Source organism: Corynebacterium sp. LaCa54 (assembly GCF_046717495.1).
Lineage (GTDB): Bacteria > Actinomycetota > Actinomycetes > Mycobacteriales > Mycobacteriaceae > Corynebacterium > Corynebacterium kefirresidentii.
In genome coordinates, this window is sequence record NZ_CP177116.1 from 19011 (window position 1) to 34648 (window position 15638).

A 15638-nucleotide genomic window follows, 5' to 3' on the forward strand; every position below is an offset into this window, starting at 1 on the left:
TAATCTTACGGCAAGGTTATGGGGGTGATAGCACTCCTCGCAAGGGGTAATTTTGGGAGTTTCGATTACAGAAATCCGTCGAGTAGAATGGGTGCTAGAATGAAAAATATATATTTTTCATTCTAGCACCCATTCTACTCAATAGCAAGTTGAACCAGCTAAATGTGACTAGAAACACATTTGTGGCGATTCTCGTCACACCCGCATGCGAACGTACTAGAACACCTTTCCATGCTTCGCTCCAAGTTCAGTGCTAAAATCGCCCAGTTCTGAAACAGTGCCGAGCTGGTGTGTACCTGGTTTGTCAGCGCAAGTTTCTGGTGTCAAAAATGGTGGATCTCCAGGAGTCTCTCGTGAAGCGTCCTCCTTATATACAGTGGGCATACTGCCGTGTATATTCATGCCCACCAGCGGATGAGGTAGTCGCTTTCCTCCGGCATGGTTTGCATAGTGTGGGTGAACATGCCCGCGAGTGAGGCGTCCGCCGTGTGCTTCTTCTCCATGCTCAGAGGTTGCTTGTCCTCCGTGTCAACCGCAGCCCACACGACAGTGCTGTCCACTGTGGTGGCAGTACGGGTTGTTCAGGTCGCCGCCCTTAGAGCCTGCGTTCTTGTCTTCCTCATCCTCAAATATTGGGCGTCAAAGAACCTGTTGGTTGGCGGTTTTTCCTTTGTCGGCGTCACCGTTGCTGTCATCCCACCAGGCAGCGCTACGATCTTCCAGCTAACAGATCCCGCCCAAGGAAGACGCTGTTGAAAGCCACAGTGAGTGGCCGGACCAGGAATGCCCTCGATCCACGGTTGTCAGGCCAGGCCGAGCAGGGTGTCGTTGATGTTGATAGCCGCAGTTGCACCGGCTGCTGCGGCATTAACGATCTGATCTGGTGATGAAATGACGTTTCCAGCTGCCCAGATACCCGGCACGCTCGTGCGCCCGTGTTGATCCACTTGAATCCAGTCGTCGCCATCGACAGCACATCCAGCTCCGCGAAGTAGCAGGTCGTTCGGCTTAAAGATAGGGCCGACGAAAACCGCTCCGGATCCCTTGGAGTCTCCATTGTCCAATGTCACCGTGCATCCGCCCTCCTCGTTGTCCGCTACGTGATGAACGGATTGTTCGAGAACATCGATGCCGCGCTGACGCAGATCGGACCACTCCGTCTCGGTGAGGTCCATTCCACAGGTGACCAGTGATACTGTACTAACCCAGTGGCGCAACAACTTGGTCTGCTTCAGGACGAAGCGCTTATTGTCGCCCCCGAGCACAACAACTTCTTGTGCGGGGTCAAGTTGCGCCCCGTGGCAGTAGCTGCAGTGATGGACTGTGCGTCCCCACCCCTCGGCGACGCCGGGAATGCTGGGAAGAATATCTGTGATGCCGGTCGCGACAAGGACGGCTCGCGGCCGCACTACGTGGGAACCGGTCGTCAGTGTCAATGAGCCGATGCTGGGGGTCCGCTCCGATACGTCAATCGACTGCACGGTCCCGGAGACTATCTGCCCGCCGTAGGACTCAACTTCGCCTCGTCCACTTTCCAGCAGCTGCTGTGGTGACATCCCGTCCCTGGTGAGGTATCCGTGTGAGTGCTCAGCAAAACGGTTCCGAGGCAGACCGCTGTCAATGATGAGCACCCGACGTCGGGCCCGGGCCAGCGTGAGCCCAGCACTTAGGCCAGCTGCGCCTGCACCGATGATGACAACCTCGGGTTCGATGTCTTGCATTGATTCCTCCGTTGGTAGTGTGATGGACATACACACGATAGTATACTAGTTAACGATAAGGCGATGAGTATGATCCCTGGATGCCGCGGCGAAGTCATCGAACGATGGTTGAGCAAGAATCCCGATCTGGACGACCGGACGATGTCCGTCGTGGGCTGCTTCAAACTGATCCACGAGGCTCTGGAGCGCGCTTCGGAAAGGGCTTGTGAACAGCAAGAGTTAAGTCCCGCTGAGCTGGAAGTTCTCGTCCCTCTACGTCACAGTAACGAGCAAGTGACCGGGGCAAAGCTCGCTCGCGATTTGGGAATGACACGAGCCGGGGTGGCTAAGCATCTCAAGCGTCTCGAGCAACGGGAGCTACTGCAGCGATCTTCCATTCCGGGTGATCGGCGATCCGCATCAGTAGCTCTCACGCCCCGAGGGGAGCACGCTGTGGATCAGACCTTTGGTTTGGAGCTCGCCGAACATGCTCGTCTACTCCGTCCGGTTTTCGGCGATACTGAACTCTACGATGCCGTGGTGAAGATTGCCGGTCTGATTGCTGAGCCCGCTGAAGCAGGTCTAGACGAGGGTGCCCAATAGTGGGGATTCGACGCCAGCCTGATCAGGCAGCCGCGTGGCTGAAACTGGACGTTACTGCCGATTGACGACTCTGGGGTGCCAATCAGGGGTCGTCGGGGTCCCGCAACCCTGCCTGCGGGATGACATGTAGCGATCCAGAATACGAGCCATATAGCGAACAAGCTCACACCGACACCGAGGACGCGAGCAGGGTCTGGCCACCAGTCTCAAAGAGCAGTTGGAATCCGCGCAATAAAGGAAACTCCCCAGGCCGCGCTCACAAGGGGGGGCACTGGGGAGAAGCCGCTCGGGGGCGGCTTTTCCTTCCGTCCGACAAGGCTCGGGGGAGGCCCATAGCGGACACTCACAGAATACTTGGTGCTGTTGCAAAGTCGGGGCAGTAGAAAGTGAGAAACTGGAACCGTCATCACAGTTGGTGTGCATTCTAACTATTTTTCGTTAAACCATGCCGCTGTCGCCTCGTTCGCTGACATCCAAGGATTGCTTTTCACTAGGCAAGGAACGACGTTTCAAGAAAATCCTCAAGACTCCAATATTCAGGATCAAACCAGGCAACGCACTCGTTGGTTTCGATAGCGACTAAGTGGTCAGGCAATAAGATGAGGAACTCATTTATCTCGGTGCGGATTCCTTGGCGTTGTAGCTCTTGTGCGACTCGTTCGGTTCTCGCCTGTGGGGTCTCGGCGGGGCGACGATTATGGTCAACGCCATAGAAGGTATCCGTGATTGGCGTCTCCAGGTACTTCATTTCAACGGTGACGCATTTACCGTCTTCCACGCAGCACACAATCTTGCGGCCAGGATCACCAGGCTCGAGTGTTTCGATATCAACCCAGCCTTCAAACTGTTCCTCATACGTATCCGCACCTAATTCCGAGTCATAGCATGCTTTAGTGGCCTGGTTCACCGTCATACCGGGCTTTACGGGCAAGGGGCAGGTACCTTCAATATTCATTTTCTCGATGCACTTCCTTTTTCGTCGGTTGTTTAGTACGTCAAGGCCTTCGGTTAGGCTGTCGCGTAAGTCAGACTGCGCACTCGCGTGATTGAAATTGGCTGGTTATTCCCAGCAAATAGCCACAACTTTGCCGAATTGGTATGACAAAGCAATGGTCCCATTTTCGTGAGGAATGGTTATGCCGTCACGGTCGTGTTCAAATTCGATCCCCACATCTTTTAGGGCTTTTACAAACTTTCGGCTTGACAATGACAGTGGGATATCAAGGAAGCTATCTGTCTCCCGCGCGTCCAAGATTTCTATTGAGGTAATCAATCCAGCAGTCTCGTAGCTCTTAATGGTGTAATTGATTCCCCCAATTACACATTCCCCAAGAACCTGACCCGTAGTGTCCATTTTGAGAAATGAGATGTCTCGGTATCGGTAATCAGACAGAAGATCTTCGTAGTATGAAACAGGCGCAGACAGCTGCAACGGTTCAGGGACCTCAAAATTGAACTTCATTTTCTACACATTCCTTAATAGGTGATACTTTTATCGATCTGTGGCGATTGGAAGAATTCCATGCGGGCCAAAGACTCTGGGTTCTGGAATCTATACCGCAAGTGTAGTGGTGTTTGAATCCATTGCCAGATTATCCGCAATTCGAGTGTTTCCGGTCCGAAAGTCTTTACTTAGGAAACCACGAGCTAGGGCGTCGTCAATCATTTCGTCTAGCGCCTGATCATATTTTCCATTAAAAGTACTTTTTATGTCTTCATATTCACGCTGAAATGCTTCATCAATTCTCCCTTCTCGAACTAATTGGGCCTGCTCTTCTTGGTATTTCTTTGCTGCAGCGCTGTTTCCCCAGGACAACGTATTCCTATGATCTGCTGGATCCATTTGAATTGCGGGAGCATTGTTAGGCTTCATTCCTTTTGGAAGTGACGCCTCCTCTTTTTTGATCACGGAAGAGGAAATGATGTGGTGCCGCTGGACTCTGAATGCTTGAAGTGGGTTGGTCCAAGCACGTGTCATAAGTTGATGGTAGTTGCCTCCTCGATAGATCCTTCCCGATATTGAACCAACAGTGCATTTTGTGCTTACAATTTCTTCAAAACGCAGGCGCTCAAGAAAGCTCGTACTATTTACCGCAAATTGGACTCGATTTTTGGGGGAGGTAGATGAGCTGAGGGAAACGAGTCCGCAGGATGGGATGTTGTGAAGTTCTTTAAGCTTGGTTGAACGTTCGGCGCGTCGTGCGCTGAGCAAATGGCGGATTTCGCCAGTTTTGCTTAAGAGTCTACGCAGGACAGGTATTGCTTTGCCTGCTTTTAGAAGTTTCGAAACTGGAAGCAGGCTTACCGCTGTCCATAGGCAACCAGAAATCTCACCATGGAAGCAGTTAATAACATCGGTAACCCCAATGAAATCAAGAAGAAGATTTAATGCTTCTTTTCCGATCGCTTCCTTTATGCTTTCGAGAATTCCGGGTGAACTTGTGTTTACGCCGTCTTGAATTTTTCCAGCTTCGTAAGCGGCCTGAAGCTCTACTTGTTCGTTTTGCCATTTTTCAGTTGCTGCTTGGTATGCAGAATCTGCAGCCTGCGCAGCGGCTGCAGCATCTTTACCAGCCGCTGCAGCCGATCCTCTTGCTTGCTCTGCAGAGGATCGTGCTTGATTAGCCGATAAGTGGGCATCTAAAGCAAAGCTTTGTGCTTGATTAGAATTCGCAGACGCTTGGTTTGCGGCTTGTTCAGCTTGGTTTGCGGCTGTATGTGCACGTTGTTGCTGTTCTTTTGCAAAATTCAGTGATTCTTGCGCCGATGCCAAAGACGTATGTGCTCGTTGCGCTGATTGCTGGGCACGGCCAGACCATTTCGTAGCTTCCTGTGCAAATGATGCGGCTTTCCGAGCATCACCATAGGCGGAAAAGTAGGACTGCTGTGCCTTAGCGGCTTCCTCTGCTGCTCGGTGAGCTGCAAAGAAGCCTTTCTCTAACAGCGCGTTGACCTGTTGGTCATGGGTGTTCTTTTCGGCATCATTTGCGCTTTTTCGAGCTGCTTCGATGGTGATGAACTCATTGAGCCCTTCTCGGTCTCCTAGAATGGCAGCTTCCGCAGCAGCTTTTAGTTCCGGTCCGCCTGTTCTTTCCAATTCGTAGGCTTGCTGGAGTTGATCTTCATGGAGAGCTTTGGAATAGCCGGTCCCGTTGACAAACTCATCAAGAGCATCATATGTTCCCTCGGAAATAGCTGCGTCTGCAGCTTGCTGAACTGCTTTTCCGGCGTTTTCTTTGAGGCCCCAGGCCTTTTCAAGCAGAATAGGGGTGCGAAGACGTTTCACTTCGTCGGTTGCAAACCAATGAACGACTGCACCGTCTGCATTTACCCATTCCTCGGCTCCATTGCGGACCTCCTCGTTCGGGTCGGTTGCCCACCACGTTCTGAGTTGGTTTCGCTCATCATCTATTAACGCGGCAGAATACCCGTTTGTAGCAAACTGCCGAAGATCTTGATCTTTCCCGCTTGATAGAGCTAATTTCGCTGCTTCGGATACGGAAGGACCACCGACTATCGCTGCAGCAATCGTTGCATCGCGAAGCTCACTTATATCGCTTGGCTCAGAAAGGCTCGCCCCAGAGCCATCTGCCGACTCTTCAAGCTCAGAATACGCCCCCAACTTCCTTAGCGTTGCTTCAAATTTCTTACGCCTATCTAGTTGATCGCTTTTATATTTATCGTCACGGGCCTCATCTTCATTTGCTTGAATTGCTTGGTCTTTAAGGTATTGGGCTTCTTGTTCTTGGCGCTGGGTGGCAGCTTCTTGAGAAAGTTTAGCGATGTCATTGGCAAGGTTGATGGCCTCGATAGATTTTAAGGCTGCTTCTTGGGCTGATTGAGCATTAGCACCGGCTCGTTGTGCGGCGGCAGAGGCATTGCCGGCTTCTCGTGCTGCGTCTTCTGCGGCTTGGGCGCTTTTATTTGCGTGATCGGCGGCTTGTCGAGCAGCTGTACGGGCTTTTTGTACTAGTTCGGTAATCTGATTGACGATTCCGTCGACTTCGTTAGAGGCTGCGCGTGCTCGAGAGGCTGCTGCTCGTGCTCGTGCGGCACCTGCTCGTGCTTCTGCAGCGGCTTGGTCACCAGCTCCTGCGGCGGCTGCTGCTTCGGATGCAGCGGCTGCTGCCGCATCAGCATTGTTTGCAGCGCTGGCTGCGGCACCACTGGCGGTGCGGGCAAAACCGGCAGCAGCGTCTGCGTGGACAAAAGATTGCGCGGCTTTGTCAGCAGCCCGTGCAGCATCACGAGCTCGTTCGGCTGCTTGCCGCGCTTGAGATGCCATGGAGGCGTCATAGCCTGCCGCAGAAGCACGGGATGCTGCTTCTTGGGCTGCAATACGTGCCCGAGAAGCAGCAGAGGCTGCACGAGCTAGAGCATCGGCAGTTTGCGCTAAGGCTTGTCGTGCTTCTGCTGCTGCAGCCACTGCGTTATCGGCTACTTGGGCAGACTGATTAGCAAGCTTTCCTGCCGACGCGGCGGCATTGCCTGCCCTTACTTGTGCTGCATCGGCGGCTAGTGCCTCATCTTTTGCCTTTTGAGTAGCCTGTCGAGATGCCTCTGTTGCCCGTCTGGCTTGGTCAGCGTTTGTTGCAGCGAAGCTTGCAGCACGCTCGGCTTTATCGGACTCTTCGATAGCGGTATCTACCAGTTCGGTAATACTCATCTTCTCTGAGTCTTGGGCTGCATCAACAAACTGCCCATAGCGAAGATACGACTCAATTGCTGTATCTGTATCTGTCATCAGTGCTTCAGAAGCGCCTGCAGCAACTGATGGGAGTGGGGATCGGGAAAGTTCGTAGACTTCGCGTCGTTTATCATCCCAGCGAGCTTTATCTGCACCTGTAGCTGCAAACTCGCTTAGGGCTTCTTCAGTGTCTGTAGATAGTGCCTTTTCGGCTGCTGCTTTAAGGACACTTCCTTCTGGTGCTTGGGTAGCTTTCCACGCGGTTGCACGATCGTCTTCGGTTTGGGCTGTTTGCCACCCAGTATCGATAAAGTTGCTGAGACTGTCGATATCACCTGCATCAAGTGCCTGTTTGGCTGCGTTTTGAACGTTTTCTTCAGATAGTGAAGAGATTGTCACCACTATTTGGCGAAGGTCTTGAGTGCGGGCCTCATCCATGCCTGATTTCGCATAAGCAGATAATTCTTCTTGCCCGCCCCGAAGTACTTCTTCAGCAGCTGCCTGCGAGGCAGGGAAGTTGGTGCTCACCATTTCAATGGCATAGTTTCGCGCTTGCTGTTCATCAGCAATCTCAGCGCCCAGGTCGCGTTGATCTGCTTGGGCAAGCGCATGCGCTGACGAAAGGCTAAGCCCTACTGCAGCAGCGGTGATAACGGACATGATTTTTCGAGCGCAATGTGTCACTGTCTTCGCAGGGTGATGATGCTTGTAGCGCATGTGCGGACTTTCTTATCTATAAGGTATGGGTTAATTGGGCGCTACGCGTTACGACGAAAGCAGCCTGAAAAGGCATACACAGTGGCGGCCCTTTTATTACATGTTTTGCGTTTACTTCCCGGGTAGGGCAAGGCCCTGGTCGATAAACCACACCGATTCACTCGTGCGAGAAGTCGTGGTCGCAACCTTTTGCGTCCCACTTGCTGTGAGAACACGATTTTGATTTAGTGCCGAAGCAAGGCGAGTTCCTGTGGGGGTTTCTGCCACACTTGCAGGACACCACGTTGCACCTTTGGCGTTCGGGTTGCTTTGAACAGCTACTGATCCGTTAGAGTGCATGGTCAAGAAGACGCCTGGATATGCAGCTGCTTCCAAGGACAGGCACTGAGAACCATCGCGGGCTGGGACTACTTTAAAAGACGCGTCGAGGCGATCATTAAAGCCTGAGTTTCTATCTATGCTTGATAGTTCTACTCCGGCCCAAGACAATCGCAGTATTTTTCCGCCGGCATATCGGCCAGCAGAACGCATACTGATCACGTGCGGGTTGGCGGTATCCACGCTAAGGTCGCCAGTGCCAGCACCGGTTGAGGTCGCTACCGGGGTGACCTGCATTTCAACAACGGTAGAACGATTATTGCCAACGTCGATGCTTTGGATTTTTCCTGGTTCCACTACTCGCTGCCAGTACACATCACCATCAGGCAATTTAAAGGCCACTGAAACCGGTACTTTTAAGCGATTGACAACTCCATACGATCCCGTAATGTTTACGGCCACCCAGCCTGTGGGCTTTGTAAGGAAAAAGCACGCTTTAGAATTTTCCAGCTCTGAAGAATCAATACGCACATACTCCGCCCCAGTAGCACAGTCTTTTTGAACGAGGCCACCGTCGCCTGCTGTGATGTTCACAGGCGTTTCTGCTACTGCGGGAGAGGTAGCAAGACCAGCAGAAACTATGCAGGTAAGTACTCCGATAGATAAGCGTTGGATAAAAGAATTCACAATAGGCTCCTTGCTTTTAGGTACGTAGTTGAACACCGTGGTTACTTCGACAACGGGATATACGTCGTCGAAGAGGAATTAATTGTTGAACGCACAGTTCCGGCAAACTTGCTCCATACCTGTGAACCAATGTGATCGGAGCTAAAAGGACCTTGAACCTTTGAGGTCTGTGTCGGACCAAAGGATTCGACTACGAGACGAACCCATGTTTTGTCAGAGCCGATGTAGGAATTTTCTACGCTGTCGTTGTCAAAGACAACATTGTCATCATCTGCATTGGGGGAAGTTACTTCATCGAATCGGATGTTTAGTGTTCTGCCGCCGCCTTCAGGATGATCACTAGCAGTAACCAGTGAGAATCCCTCATCAGAGATACGCTCTACGGTTACTTTGCTTTTAGCTCCGCCCACACCTGTAAAAGTGCATACGGAGCCCTCAGTAATTTCGTCAGGACACCCGGAGAGGGGAAAGTATTTATCCATGTTTTGGATAACTTCACGATAGACCCCGGCTGCATGCCACCGCTTGAAGTCGGTGGTGTTAAACAGTGGATAAATCTGACGGTAACTCGAAATATTCTGATTGTCATAAGCCTCTAGGGCCTTGCCAGTAGGCTTAAAATACTGAATAGACCCGCCCTGGAAATCCTGCTTTATGCCTCCGCCTGCAGCGTATTTTTCCGATGTGGGAAACTTCAACGAGCTACGCTCCCAGCCCTGACTTCCCCCAAAAATCCCGAATGGGGCCAGAAATACTATGGACCCCGCTAGCTTGTGACCAGTAGATAGACCCGCCTTGAAAATGGTTGTAGCGCCCAGTCTTTTCTGGGGTAAGCAACTCATCAGTGGTTGGGTACCCTAGATCACCGGTCTCCCAGCCTTGCTGAGCCCATTTATCGCGAATTCCTCCCCACACTTGATGAGCATCAGTCTCTGGCGACCAGTAGATAGACCCGCCCTGGAAATGGTTAAACCGCCCCTTGCCATCAGGGGTCTTCAACTCATCCGTAATGGGATATCCCAAGGCCGCGCCTTCCCAGCCAAGATCTCCCCACTTGTTGCGAATACGCCCACCTACCTGGTGAGCAATTCCATTATCAACACCAGCATGCCAATAAATGGAGGCATCCTTAGCGAACACCTGGAACCGACCATTATTTTTAGCTACACGCTCATCAGTTGTAGCGTCACCAAAAGTCTTCCACCCACCGAGCCGGTGATACGCCTCTTCAATACGACCACCAATCCAATGACCGTGAAAAACCTTGGCACTTGAAACACCAGCACCAGCAAAAGTAACACTTGCACATACCGCAATAGTTGCAGTCAACTTCTTAGCGAATTTCATCCGTAGCCCTTTCACGCCACCGTATTTAAAAACAGCTGAACACCAGATAATTGGCAGCCGGAGTTAGGGTATCGCTACGGTTATACACAGTCCATAGATATGTGTTTAGAAACTTTCTCTAAAACTAAATAATTCGCTAAAACGCCAGATAGACACATGTACAGACTCGATTTTCGCGTCTCGCGAAAGGCGGTCAAAATAACCTATATAAGGGGTATATATAACCCTAAACTAAACATTTACACTGCACATTCAGGCTGGGCAGTGTACACATTGCACGTCAACGATGCACTTAGGTGGGTGAAGCGGTGGCTGACATTGTTCATGAAACCCAGGAGTACCTGTGCACCTTGTTTATCAAAGCCCACGGCGAAGATGGAGACTACGAGTACGCGCTAGACGCCGCCAACAGCGCAGCCAAACACTTGCAAGCAATACTGGCAGAACTGTCAGCTACTTCCCCACTGGCCCGCGATGCCGGCATACTCGCTAAGTCCGTGCGCGCGGCGCAACGAAATCTGTTGCCAACGGCGACCCGCAGATAGCCTAGATGAACTTCTAGGCTTAGCCACCAGCCTCAAAGAGCGGCTGGAAGGCGTTCAATAAAGGAAAATCCCCAGTACTTCAACATTTCCTGTAACGATACAGGCTCCCGGAGGTCCCCTGCTGGTGTCAAAGCTCGGTAATTAAGGAAAGGTTTCCTTCACGTGAGGTTCTATCTAACTGCCTGGCGGCAGAGGAACCGTATATTGCTTATTACTGAACCCTTGTACCATGAATCTGGGCACGCCAGCGACCATAGGTCGTGGTCAGGGGCGTGAACACTTGTGAGCAGATAGCAGGGCGTTTGTATCAGGCAATTCGCCGGCGCATTCGCGTATCAGTATGCGTAACAAAAAAGCGCTCACGCGCAAACGAGCACCAGGACGTGACAATCACACGGGGCAAGGAAGTCACGCCCCGCGACTTCCGCAGCAGCCCCAAACCTAGAACTATACGCAACGGGTTAATCGCCGCATCCGGTCTTCAAAAACTCATCGCACTTGTTTGCTCATGTCAAAAGTTTTATTAGCTGGCGATCTACTGCGGATGCTCTTCGCTATAGCGCAGCAAGGTTTCCGCAACAAGCTGGGCTCCAAGCAGAGCTTCGTCACGCAACTGTGCTTCGGAGTACTCAAGGTATTTAATGATTCGATGCTCAGCGTGGATAACACTCGCAGTCTGCTGGTCTGCACGGAAGACAACCGGCCACAGCGCACGATTATTAAAGTCGCTAATCCAATTAAGATCCTCGGCTTCGGACTGACGCGCCTGGATCATCCCACCAATACCAATGTTCGTGTCCTGATCAACGATGTAGATAGGAACCCCATTGACCTGAGTCAGCAACCCACCAGTCGACAACTGCGAGCAGTCAAGCCCCTGGGTAGAAAGCGCCTCCCCAATAGATTCGACGGATGCTTCACGCAACGCTGGCTTCTTCTTTCCAAACAGTCCCATGGTCTTACTCCGTTCCTTCAAAAAGTTCTTCAATCTTTCCCAGCGCGTTGAACCCGACATGCAAGCTGGCGTCGATGAGCGTATCCAGCTGGAATTGGGACACACCTTGGGTGAAGTTGAAGTGATTGCGGAAGACAATCGTCCGGCGTCCCTCGATGAGATTAGGAACCACTTTGCCGAAAGCCAGGTTGTCATTCGTCGCATTAATAGCGTTCATTGCCACCAGCTTCTTGTCCGACGGGATTGTTCCAAAAGACTCAATGCGAACAGTAAAATACTCGCCGTCGGGAACGAAGATGGCAACACCTTGCGGAAATTGGGAGCCCCACTTGCCGTTGTCCTCTCCCGCAGAAATCTCCAACGTATCCAGAGACTTGACGAGCATGGGAGTGGAGAAAGTCGTGATGTCTTTATAAGAACTCATTTTGCTCCTACTTAATTAGGTATTGATGAGACGTATGAGGCCTGCTCAGTCTACGACGAATTCAACGAAGCTGTCAGGTCACACATCCGTGTAGCTGGCAGTATTCCCCATTAATAGAAGTTTAGGTTCGGAAATGAAACAGCACATCGATAAACAAATACCGCCAAAACTCCCAAAGCCTATAAGAACCCCTCACTGACCAGTCTTCTTCAAGTGAGAGGTTATCTAACTGCCTAACGGAAGAAGAACCGTATATTGCTTATGGTGTGACCCCCCTACTCCGGGATCGCCCCTTACGTCACTCCTGTGGGAGTTTGACTTCCGCCGGGTGTTAATGCGGAATGTATCGACAGTAAACAATTTTCGTTATACGATATTTTCATGCCTGTGAACATCACTCAAGATCAACTCGACACGTGGGTTTCCGAAGCGGAAGAAGGCTACGATCCAGAAGTGTTGAAAAAGCGCGGACGCGGACGCCCCGGTCGCGGGGCGGAGCCTGCTCAGGTCGTTGCTGTACGCCTCACTGTCGATGAACTTAGCGCTCTAGATCGCCTAGCTACGAAAAAGAATCTCACCCGATCTGAGCTTGTTCGCCAAGCGATCAGCACGCTCACGGCAGCATGAAAGCAGCCAAATCTGCCACTAAGCACGGTATCGCAGAAGCCGATGGAATCCATGCAGCTTCCTATCCGCTGTGGATAGAGCCTCTTGACGATAACCCTGGCCAGTGGAGGGAACTCCGCCTCGGTTTTGATACCCATGCTCGACTGCTGGAAACCGTCGTTGTTGTTGCCTCCGATGGGGACGAACTATTAATCCATGTGATGAAAGCTCGCCCGCACTACAGCAAGCTCCTCGAATAACGTTCTGATACGTTTAGTCCGGCTTTCGCCTGCGTCCCCTAGGGGAGATTCCCGCTGCCTTTGACGCGTGATTAATAGTCTGCCTCAATACTCCAAACTCTTTCATCTCGCTCTGAATAGTCAGCCACCCACCTATCTCCGCTTCTGCTTGAATAAACACCCGCGATAGTCAGCCGGACACTCCTCGCAGCTTTTGCGCGTTTCTTACTAGCGGTTTCCAGTTTGTCGCGCTGTACCCTAATGTCCAGTAATGGTGTTCCACTTTTTAAGGGGTTGCTTATTAAGCACTCAATGTGGGGGCAATAATTTCGGAATGAGAATCCGGATCTTGACCCAATAAAGCGCAGTAAGTTGCGTTTAGTACGGAGTCTTCCGTTTTATTAATAGGGTGCACTCTATAGATGCTAAGGGCGATGGTCGGCGACCAAGGGGATTGACAACTCGTGAAGAAACCAAATGATTCCTTCTTCATGAAATTGATGCAGGGACTTTTTGCATTCTTTGTTCTGTACTTGCTTCAAAAAGTCTTTCCAGAAAATGAAAGGGTTGAAGAATCAGAATGTGAGAACCGTGAAGGGGGCGAAGAAAAGAAGAATCGGTGGGTGAAATTTAGAAAGGCAGTGGGGAAACCCCTCTACGGAAACGTTGCACTCGTCTTTATTCAAATTCTTCTCTATGCGATGACTAGCGCAGCCACTCTTGAGCAGGAGTGGTTTATAGAGGTGAAATTCGCAGTTTTAATCCCCATTCTTTTCGTGTGGGGAATATGTGTTGGCATCTATTTTGTGGCATCTGACGGAGCCCTGAGCGCTGCCATCTGTCTCCTCCTGATATGCGCTGCGGCCTTTGGGCTAGCAGCGTTTGATCTATCCGGTCTAAAAGGCCCTGTAACGTACGTGCTGCAATTGGGGATCCAATCGGCATCGCTTATATGCGCTGCGTTTGCGTCAAGGAAAATCAAATCGGTCCATGCAGGATCGTAAAATAAATTGCGAATGCCGCTGGTCAAGTCCTGGGTAGTGGTGTATCTGTTTTCGAATCTGGGGTTAGTTTCATGGCGGTGGTTTAGGGGCCATCTCGGGGATAAGGGGTGAGGGTATTCACGCGGCGATCTCCTGGTTGTTGTCGCGGTCCTCGTCGATGACCCCAGCGGCGATGATCTCTTTGGTCTGTGCCAGGCTGGTCAGTGACATATAACGCTTCTGTTGGATCCAGTCATCGTGCTGTTCGGCCAAAACCGCCCCAACAAGGCGCACAACAGCGTCTCGGTTTGGGAAGATTCCTACGACATCGGTACGCCGGCGGATCTCCCTATTGAGCCGTTCAGTGGGGTTATTCGACCAGATTTTGGTCCACACCGCTCTCGGCGCAGCGGTAAACGCCAACAGCTCGTCGAGACACTCCTCGAGGTAGGTGGCAACGCGAGGGAATTTCTGCTGGCAGAATTCAATAACCTCACGAGCTTGGGCCCACACACTAGCGGCATCGGGTTGCTGAAAGATTGTGTGAAACATCGCTGACAGAGTCGGCCATTGGGTTTTGGGAACCTGGGCCGAGAGGTTCTTCGCGAAGTGCGTTCGACACCGCTGCCAACTAGCCTGCGGCAGGCAGTCACCCACGGCTGCTTGAATACCAAGATGGGCATCACTAGTAACGAGGAATACCCCGGTCAGGCCACGGGCGATGAGGTCCCGAAAGAACCCGGTCCACGACGCGGTAGATTCCGCGGTGGCAACCTGCATGCCCAAAAGCTCTCGGTAGCCGTCAGCGTTGACACCTGTGGCCAGCAACACGCTGGTCTTTACGACACGTCCGCCTTCCCGCACCTTCATTGTCAGCGCGTCGCAGGAGACAAAGTGGTAGGGGCCTTGGTCAAGCCGGCGGGTGCGGAAGTCATCGACCATGTCATCGAGTTCTTTGGCCATCTGGCTGACCTGAGACTTCGACAAGTTGTTGATCCCAAGGGTGGCCACCAGGTCGTTCATCCTGCGAGTGGAGACTCCTTTCAGGTAACAGGTGGCGATGACTGTGGTCAGGGCACGCTCGGTGCGGCTGCGGCGCTCTAGCAGCCAGTCAGGGAAAAATGCGCCGGTGCGTAGCTTCGGGATTGCCACATCAATGCTGCCGACTCGGGTATCAAGTTGGCGATGACGGTAGCCATTACGTGTGTTGGTGCGCTCGGCTGACACGGTGGCGTAATCAGCCCCGCAGACGGTGTCTGCTTGGGCGGAAAGAATCTGGTTGATGAAGTCAGTGAGCATTTGGCGCATCAAATCTGGGGACGCTTGAGTCAGTAGCTCTTCGAGATACGCGGTCGGATCGATATGATGAGGGTCAGTGGCCATCGCGGGTTACTTCCTTTCGAGGATAGGTAAGAGTTGATTCGAAAGGTACCCGCGGTGGTCGCCTTCATGCACACCGGCACAAGACTTACCGCGGGCTACAGATACACCACGTTAGGGGACGCAACCGCACTGAGGGGAGAAGCCACCTGCGGGGGATTGTGGCTTTTTTATTTTCCTTCCGTCCGACTATGCGCCGGGGGGAGGTGCGCTGCGGACACCTATAACCATACCGCCTTCACACGCGCCCGCAACCGGAATATCCCTCGGCAAGTGGATAGCTTTAAATTTCGAGATGAGCATATATGTATATATGTATATCAGTACATGCGCATAAGGGGATTTTGGTTCAGCTCTCTACTTAATGGTTTCCCTCCGTATAGCATGATATACACACATGCGCATGTCGCTACCTGGATAAATGCTCCCTAAATCTATTCTTGCTTT

15 protein-coding genes are annotated in these 15638 nt (G+C 51.9%); 5 read left to right on the forward strand and 10 right to left on the reverse strand.

Going from position 1 to position 15638, the window contains the following annotated elements; all coding sequences use genetic code 11:
- Window positions 1–803: 803 nt before the first annotated feature.
- Window positions 804–1751 carry an NAD(P)/FAD-dependent oxidoreductase gene (locus ACLI1M_RS11810; protein ID WP_411706743.1) on the reverse strand — a complete coding sequence of 316 codons (948 nt, stop codon included), beginning with the start codon at window positions 1749–1751 and terminating at the stop codon, window positions 804–806.
- A 33-nt stretch (window positions 1752–1784) separates the two neighbouring features.
- Here ACLI1M_RS11810 and ACLI1M_RS11815 point away from each other — a divergent pair, with 33 nt between their 5' ends.
- On the forward strand, window positions 1785–2303 hold the full coding sequence (locus tag ACLI1M_RS11815; protein WP_411706744.1) for a MarR family winged helix-turn-helix transcriptional regulator: 519 nt from the start codon (window positions 1785–1787) through the stop codon (window positions 2301–2303).
- Window positions 2304–2793: 490 nt separating this feature from the next.
- On the opposite strand, the gene ACLI1M_RS11820 is transcribed toward ACLI1M_RS11815, so the two are convergent.
- The 6 genes from ACLI1M_RS11820 to ACLI1M_RS11845 form a co-directional block, all read right to left on the reverse strand.
- A complete protein-coding gene (locus tag ACLI1M_RS11820) occupies window positions 2794–3258 on the reverse strand; it encodes a hypothetical protein (protein WP_411706745.1) in 465 nt (154 codons plus the stop codon).
- Window positions 3259–3363: 105 nt separating this feature from the next.
- On the reverse strand, window positions 3364–3765 hold the full coding sequence (locus tag ACLI1M_RS11825) for a hypothetical protein (RefSeq protein WP_411706746.1): 402 nt from the start codon (window positions 3763–3765) through the stop codon (window positions 3364–3366).
- Between the two features lie 90 nt (window positions 3766–3855).
- Window positions 3856–7707: a hypothetical protein gene (locus ACLI1M_RS11830; RefSeq protein ID WP_411706747.1), complete on the reverse strand. Its 3852-nt coding sequence runs from the start codon at window positions 7705–7707 to the stop codon at window positions 3856–3858.
- Between the two features lie 111 nt (window positions 7708–7818).
- The gene (locus tag ACLI1M_RS11835; protein WP_200288449.1) at window positions 7819–8712 is read right to left on the reverse strand and encodes an AbfB domain-containing protein; all 894 of its coding nucleotides are present in this window, start codon (window positions 8710–8712) and stop codon (window positions 7819–7821) included.
- A 41-nt stretch (window positions 8713–8753) separates the two neighbouring features.
- The gene (locus ACLI1M_RS11840) at window positions 8754–9410 is read right to left on the reverse strand and encodes a hypothetical protein (protein WP_411706748.1); all 657 of its coding nucleotides are present in this window, start codon (window positions 9408–9410) and stop codon (window positions 8754–8756) included.
- 4 nt (window positions 9411–9414) lie between these two features.
- Window positions 9415–10059 (reverse strand): LGFP repeat-containing protein, encoded by a 645-nt coding sequence (locus ACLI1M_RS11845; RefSeq protein WP_411706749.1) that lies wholly within the window; start codon window positions 10057–10059, stop codon window positions 9415–9417.
- 308 nt (window positions 10060–10367) lie between these two features.
- Here ACLI1M_RS11845 and ACLI1M_RS11850 point away from each other — a divergent pair, with 308 nt between their 5' ends.
- Window positions 10368–10604, forward strand: coding sequence for a hypothetical protein (locus tag ACLI1M_RS11850; RefSeq protein ID WP_411706751.1), 237 nt, complete (start codon window positions 10368–10370; stop codon window positions 10602–10604).
- Between the two features lie 535 nt (window positions 10605–11139).
- Here ACLI1M_RS11850 and ACLI1M_RS11855 read toward each other — a convergent pair.
- Together ACLI1M_RS11855 and ACLI1M_RS11860 are read right to left on the reverse strand one after the other, a co-directional pair.
- Window positions 11140–11559 carry a hypothetical protein gene (locus tag ACLI1M_RS11855; RefSeq protein ID WP_200288447.1) on the reverse strand — a complete coding sequence of 140 codons (420 nt, stop codon included), beginning with the start codon at window positions 11557–11559 and terminating at the stop codon, window positions 11140–11142.
- A gap of 4 nt (window positions 11560–11563) precedes the next feature.
- Window positions 11564–11983, reverse strand: a complete 420-nt coding sequence (locus tag ACLI1M_RS11860) for a hypothetical protein (RefSeq protein WP_049377187.1) — start codon at window positions 11981–11983, stop codon at window positions 11564–11566.
- A gap of 381 nt (window positions 11984–12364) precedes the next feature.
- Here ACLI1M_RS11860 and ACLI1M_RS11865 point away from each other — a divergent pair, with 381 nt between their 5' ends.
- The 3 genes from ACLI1M_RS11865 (at window position 12365) to ACLI1M_RS11875 (ending at window position 13832) form a co-directional block, all read left to right on the forward strand.
- Window positions 12365–12610, forward strand: coding sequence for a CopG family transcriptional regulator (locus ACLI1M_RS11865; RefSeq protein ID WP_046202910.1), 246 nt, complete (start codon window positions 12365–12367; stop codon window positions 12608–12610).
- On the forward strand, window positions 12607–12849 hold the full coding sequence (locus ACLI1M_RS11870; protein WP_046202909.1) for a hypothetical protein: 243 nt from the start codon (window positions 12607–12609) through the stop codon (window positions 12847–12849). The genes ACLI1M_RS11865 and ACLI1M_RS11870 overlap by 4 nt, the downstream gene beginning before the upstream one ends.
- A 443-nt stretch (window positions 12850–13292) precedes the next feature.
- Window positions 13293–13832 (forward strand): hypothetical protein, encoded by a 540-nt coding sequence (locus ACLI1M_RS11875; protein ID WP_411706752.1) that lies wholly within the window; start codon window positions 13293–13295, stop codon window positions 13830–13832.
- A gap of 117 nt (window positions 13833–13949) precedes the next feature.
- On the opposite strand, the gene ACLI1M_RS11880 is transcribed toward ACLI1M_RS11875, so the two are convergent.
- The gene (locus tag ACLI1M_RS11880) at window positions 13950–15194 is read right to left on the reverse strand and encodes an IS256 family transposase (protein WP_239274684.1); all 1245 of its coding nucleotides are present in this window, start codon (window positions 15192–15194) and stop codon (window positions 13950–13952) included.
- Between the last annotated feature and the right edge of the window lie 444 nt (window positions 15195–15638).

Coding starts and splice junctions, on each gene's coding strand:
- ACLI1M_RS11810 (WP_411706743.1), bottom strand. CDS start 1,751: ATGTCCATCACACTACCAACGGAGGAATCAATGCAAGACATCGAACCC.
- ACLI1M_RS11815 (WP_411706744.1), top strand. CDS start 1,785: ATGAGTATGATCCCTGGATGCCGCGGCGAAGTCATCGAACGATGGTTG.
- ACLI1M_RS11820 (WP_411706745.1), bottom strand. CDS start 3,258: ATGAATATTGAAGGTACCTGCCCCTTGCCCGTAAAGCCCGGTATGACG.
- ACLI1M_RS11825 (WP_411706746.1), bottom strand. CDS start 3,765: ATGAAGTTCAATTTTGAGGTCCCTGAACCGTTGCAGCTGTCTGCGCCT.
- ACLI1M_RS11830 (WP_411706747.1), bottom strand. CDS start 7,707: ATGCGCTACAAGCATCATCACCCTGCGAAGACAGTGACACATTGCGCT.
- ACLI1M_RS11845 (WP_411706749.1), bottom strand. CDS start 10,059: ATGAAATTCGCTAAGAAGTTGACTGCAACTATTGCGGTATGTGCAAGT.
- ACLI1M_RS11855 (WP_200288447.1), bottom strand. CDS start 11,559: ATGGGACTGTTTGGAAAGAAGAAGCCAGCGTTGCGTGAAGCATCCGTC.
- ACLI1M_RS11860 (WP_049377187.1), bottom strand. CDS start 11,983: ATGAGTTCTTATAAAGACATCACGACTTTCTCCACTCCCATGCTCGTC.
- ACLI1M_RS11865 (WP_046202910.1), top strand. CDS start 12,365: ATGCCTGTGAACATCACTCAAGATCAACTCGACACGTGGGTTTCCGAA.
- ACLI1M_RS11870 (WP_046202909.1), top strand. CDS start 12,607: ATGAAAGCAGCCAAATCTGCCACTAAGCACGGTATCGCAGAAGCCGAT.
- ACLI1M_RS11880 (WP_239274684.1), bottom strand. CDS start 15,194: ATGGCCACTGACCCTCATCATATCGATCCGACCGCGTATCTCGAAGAG.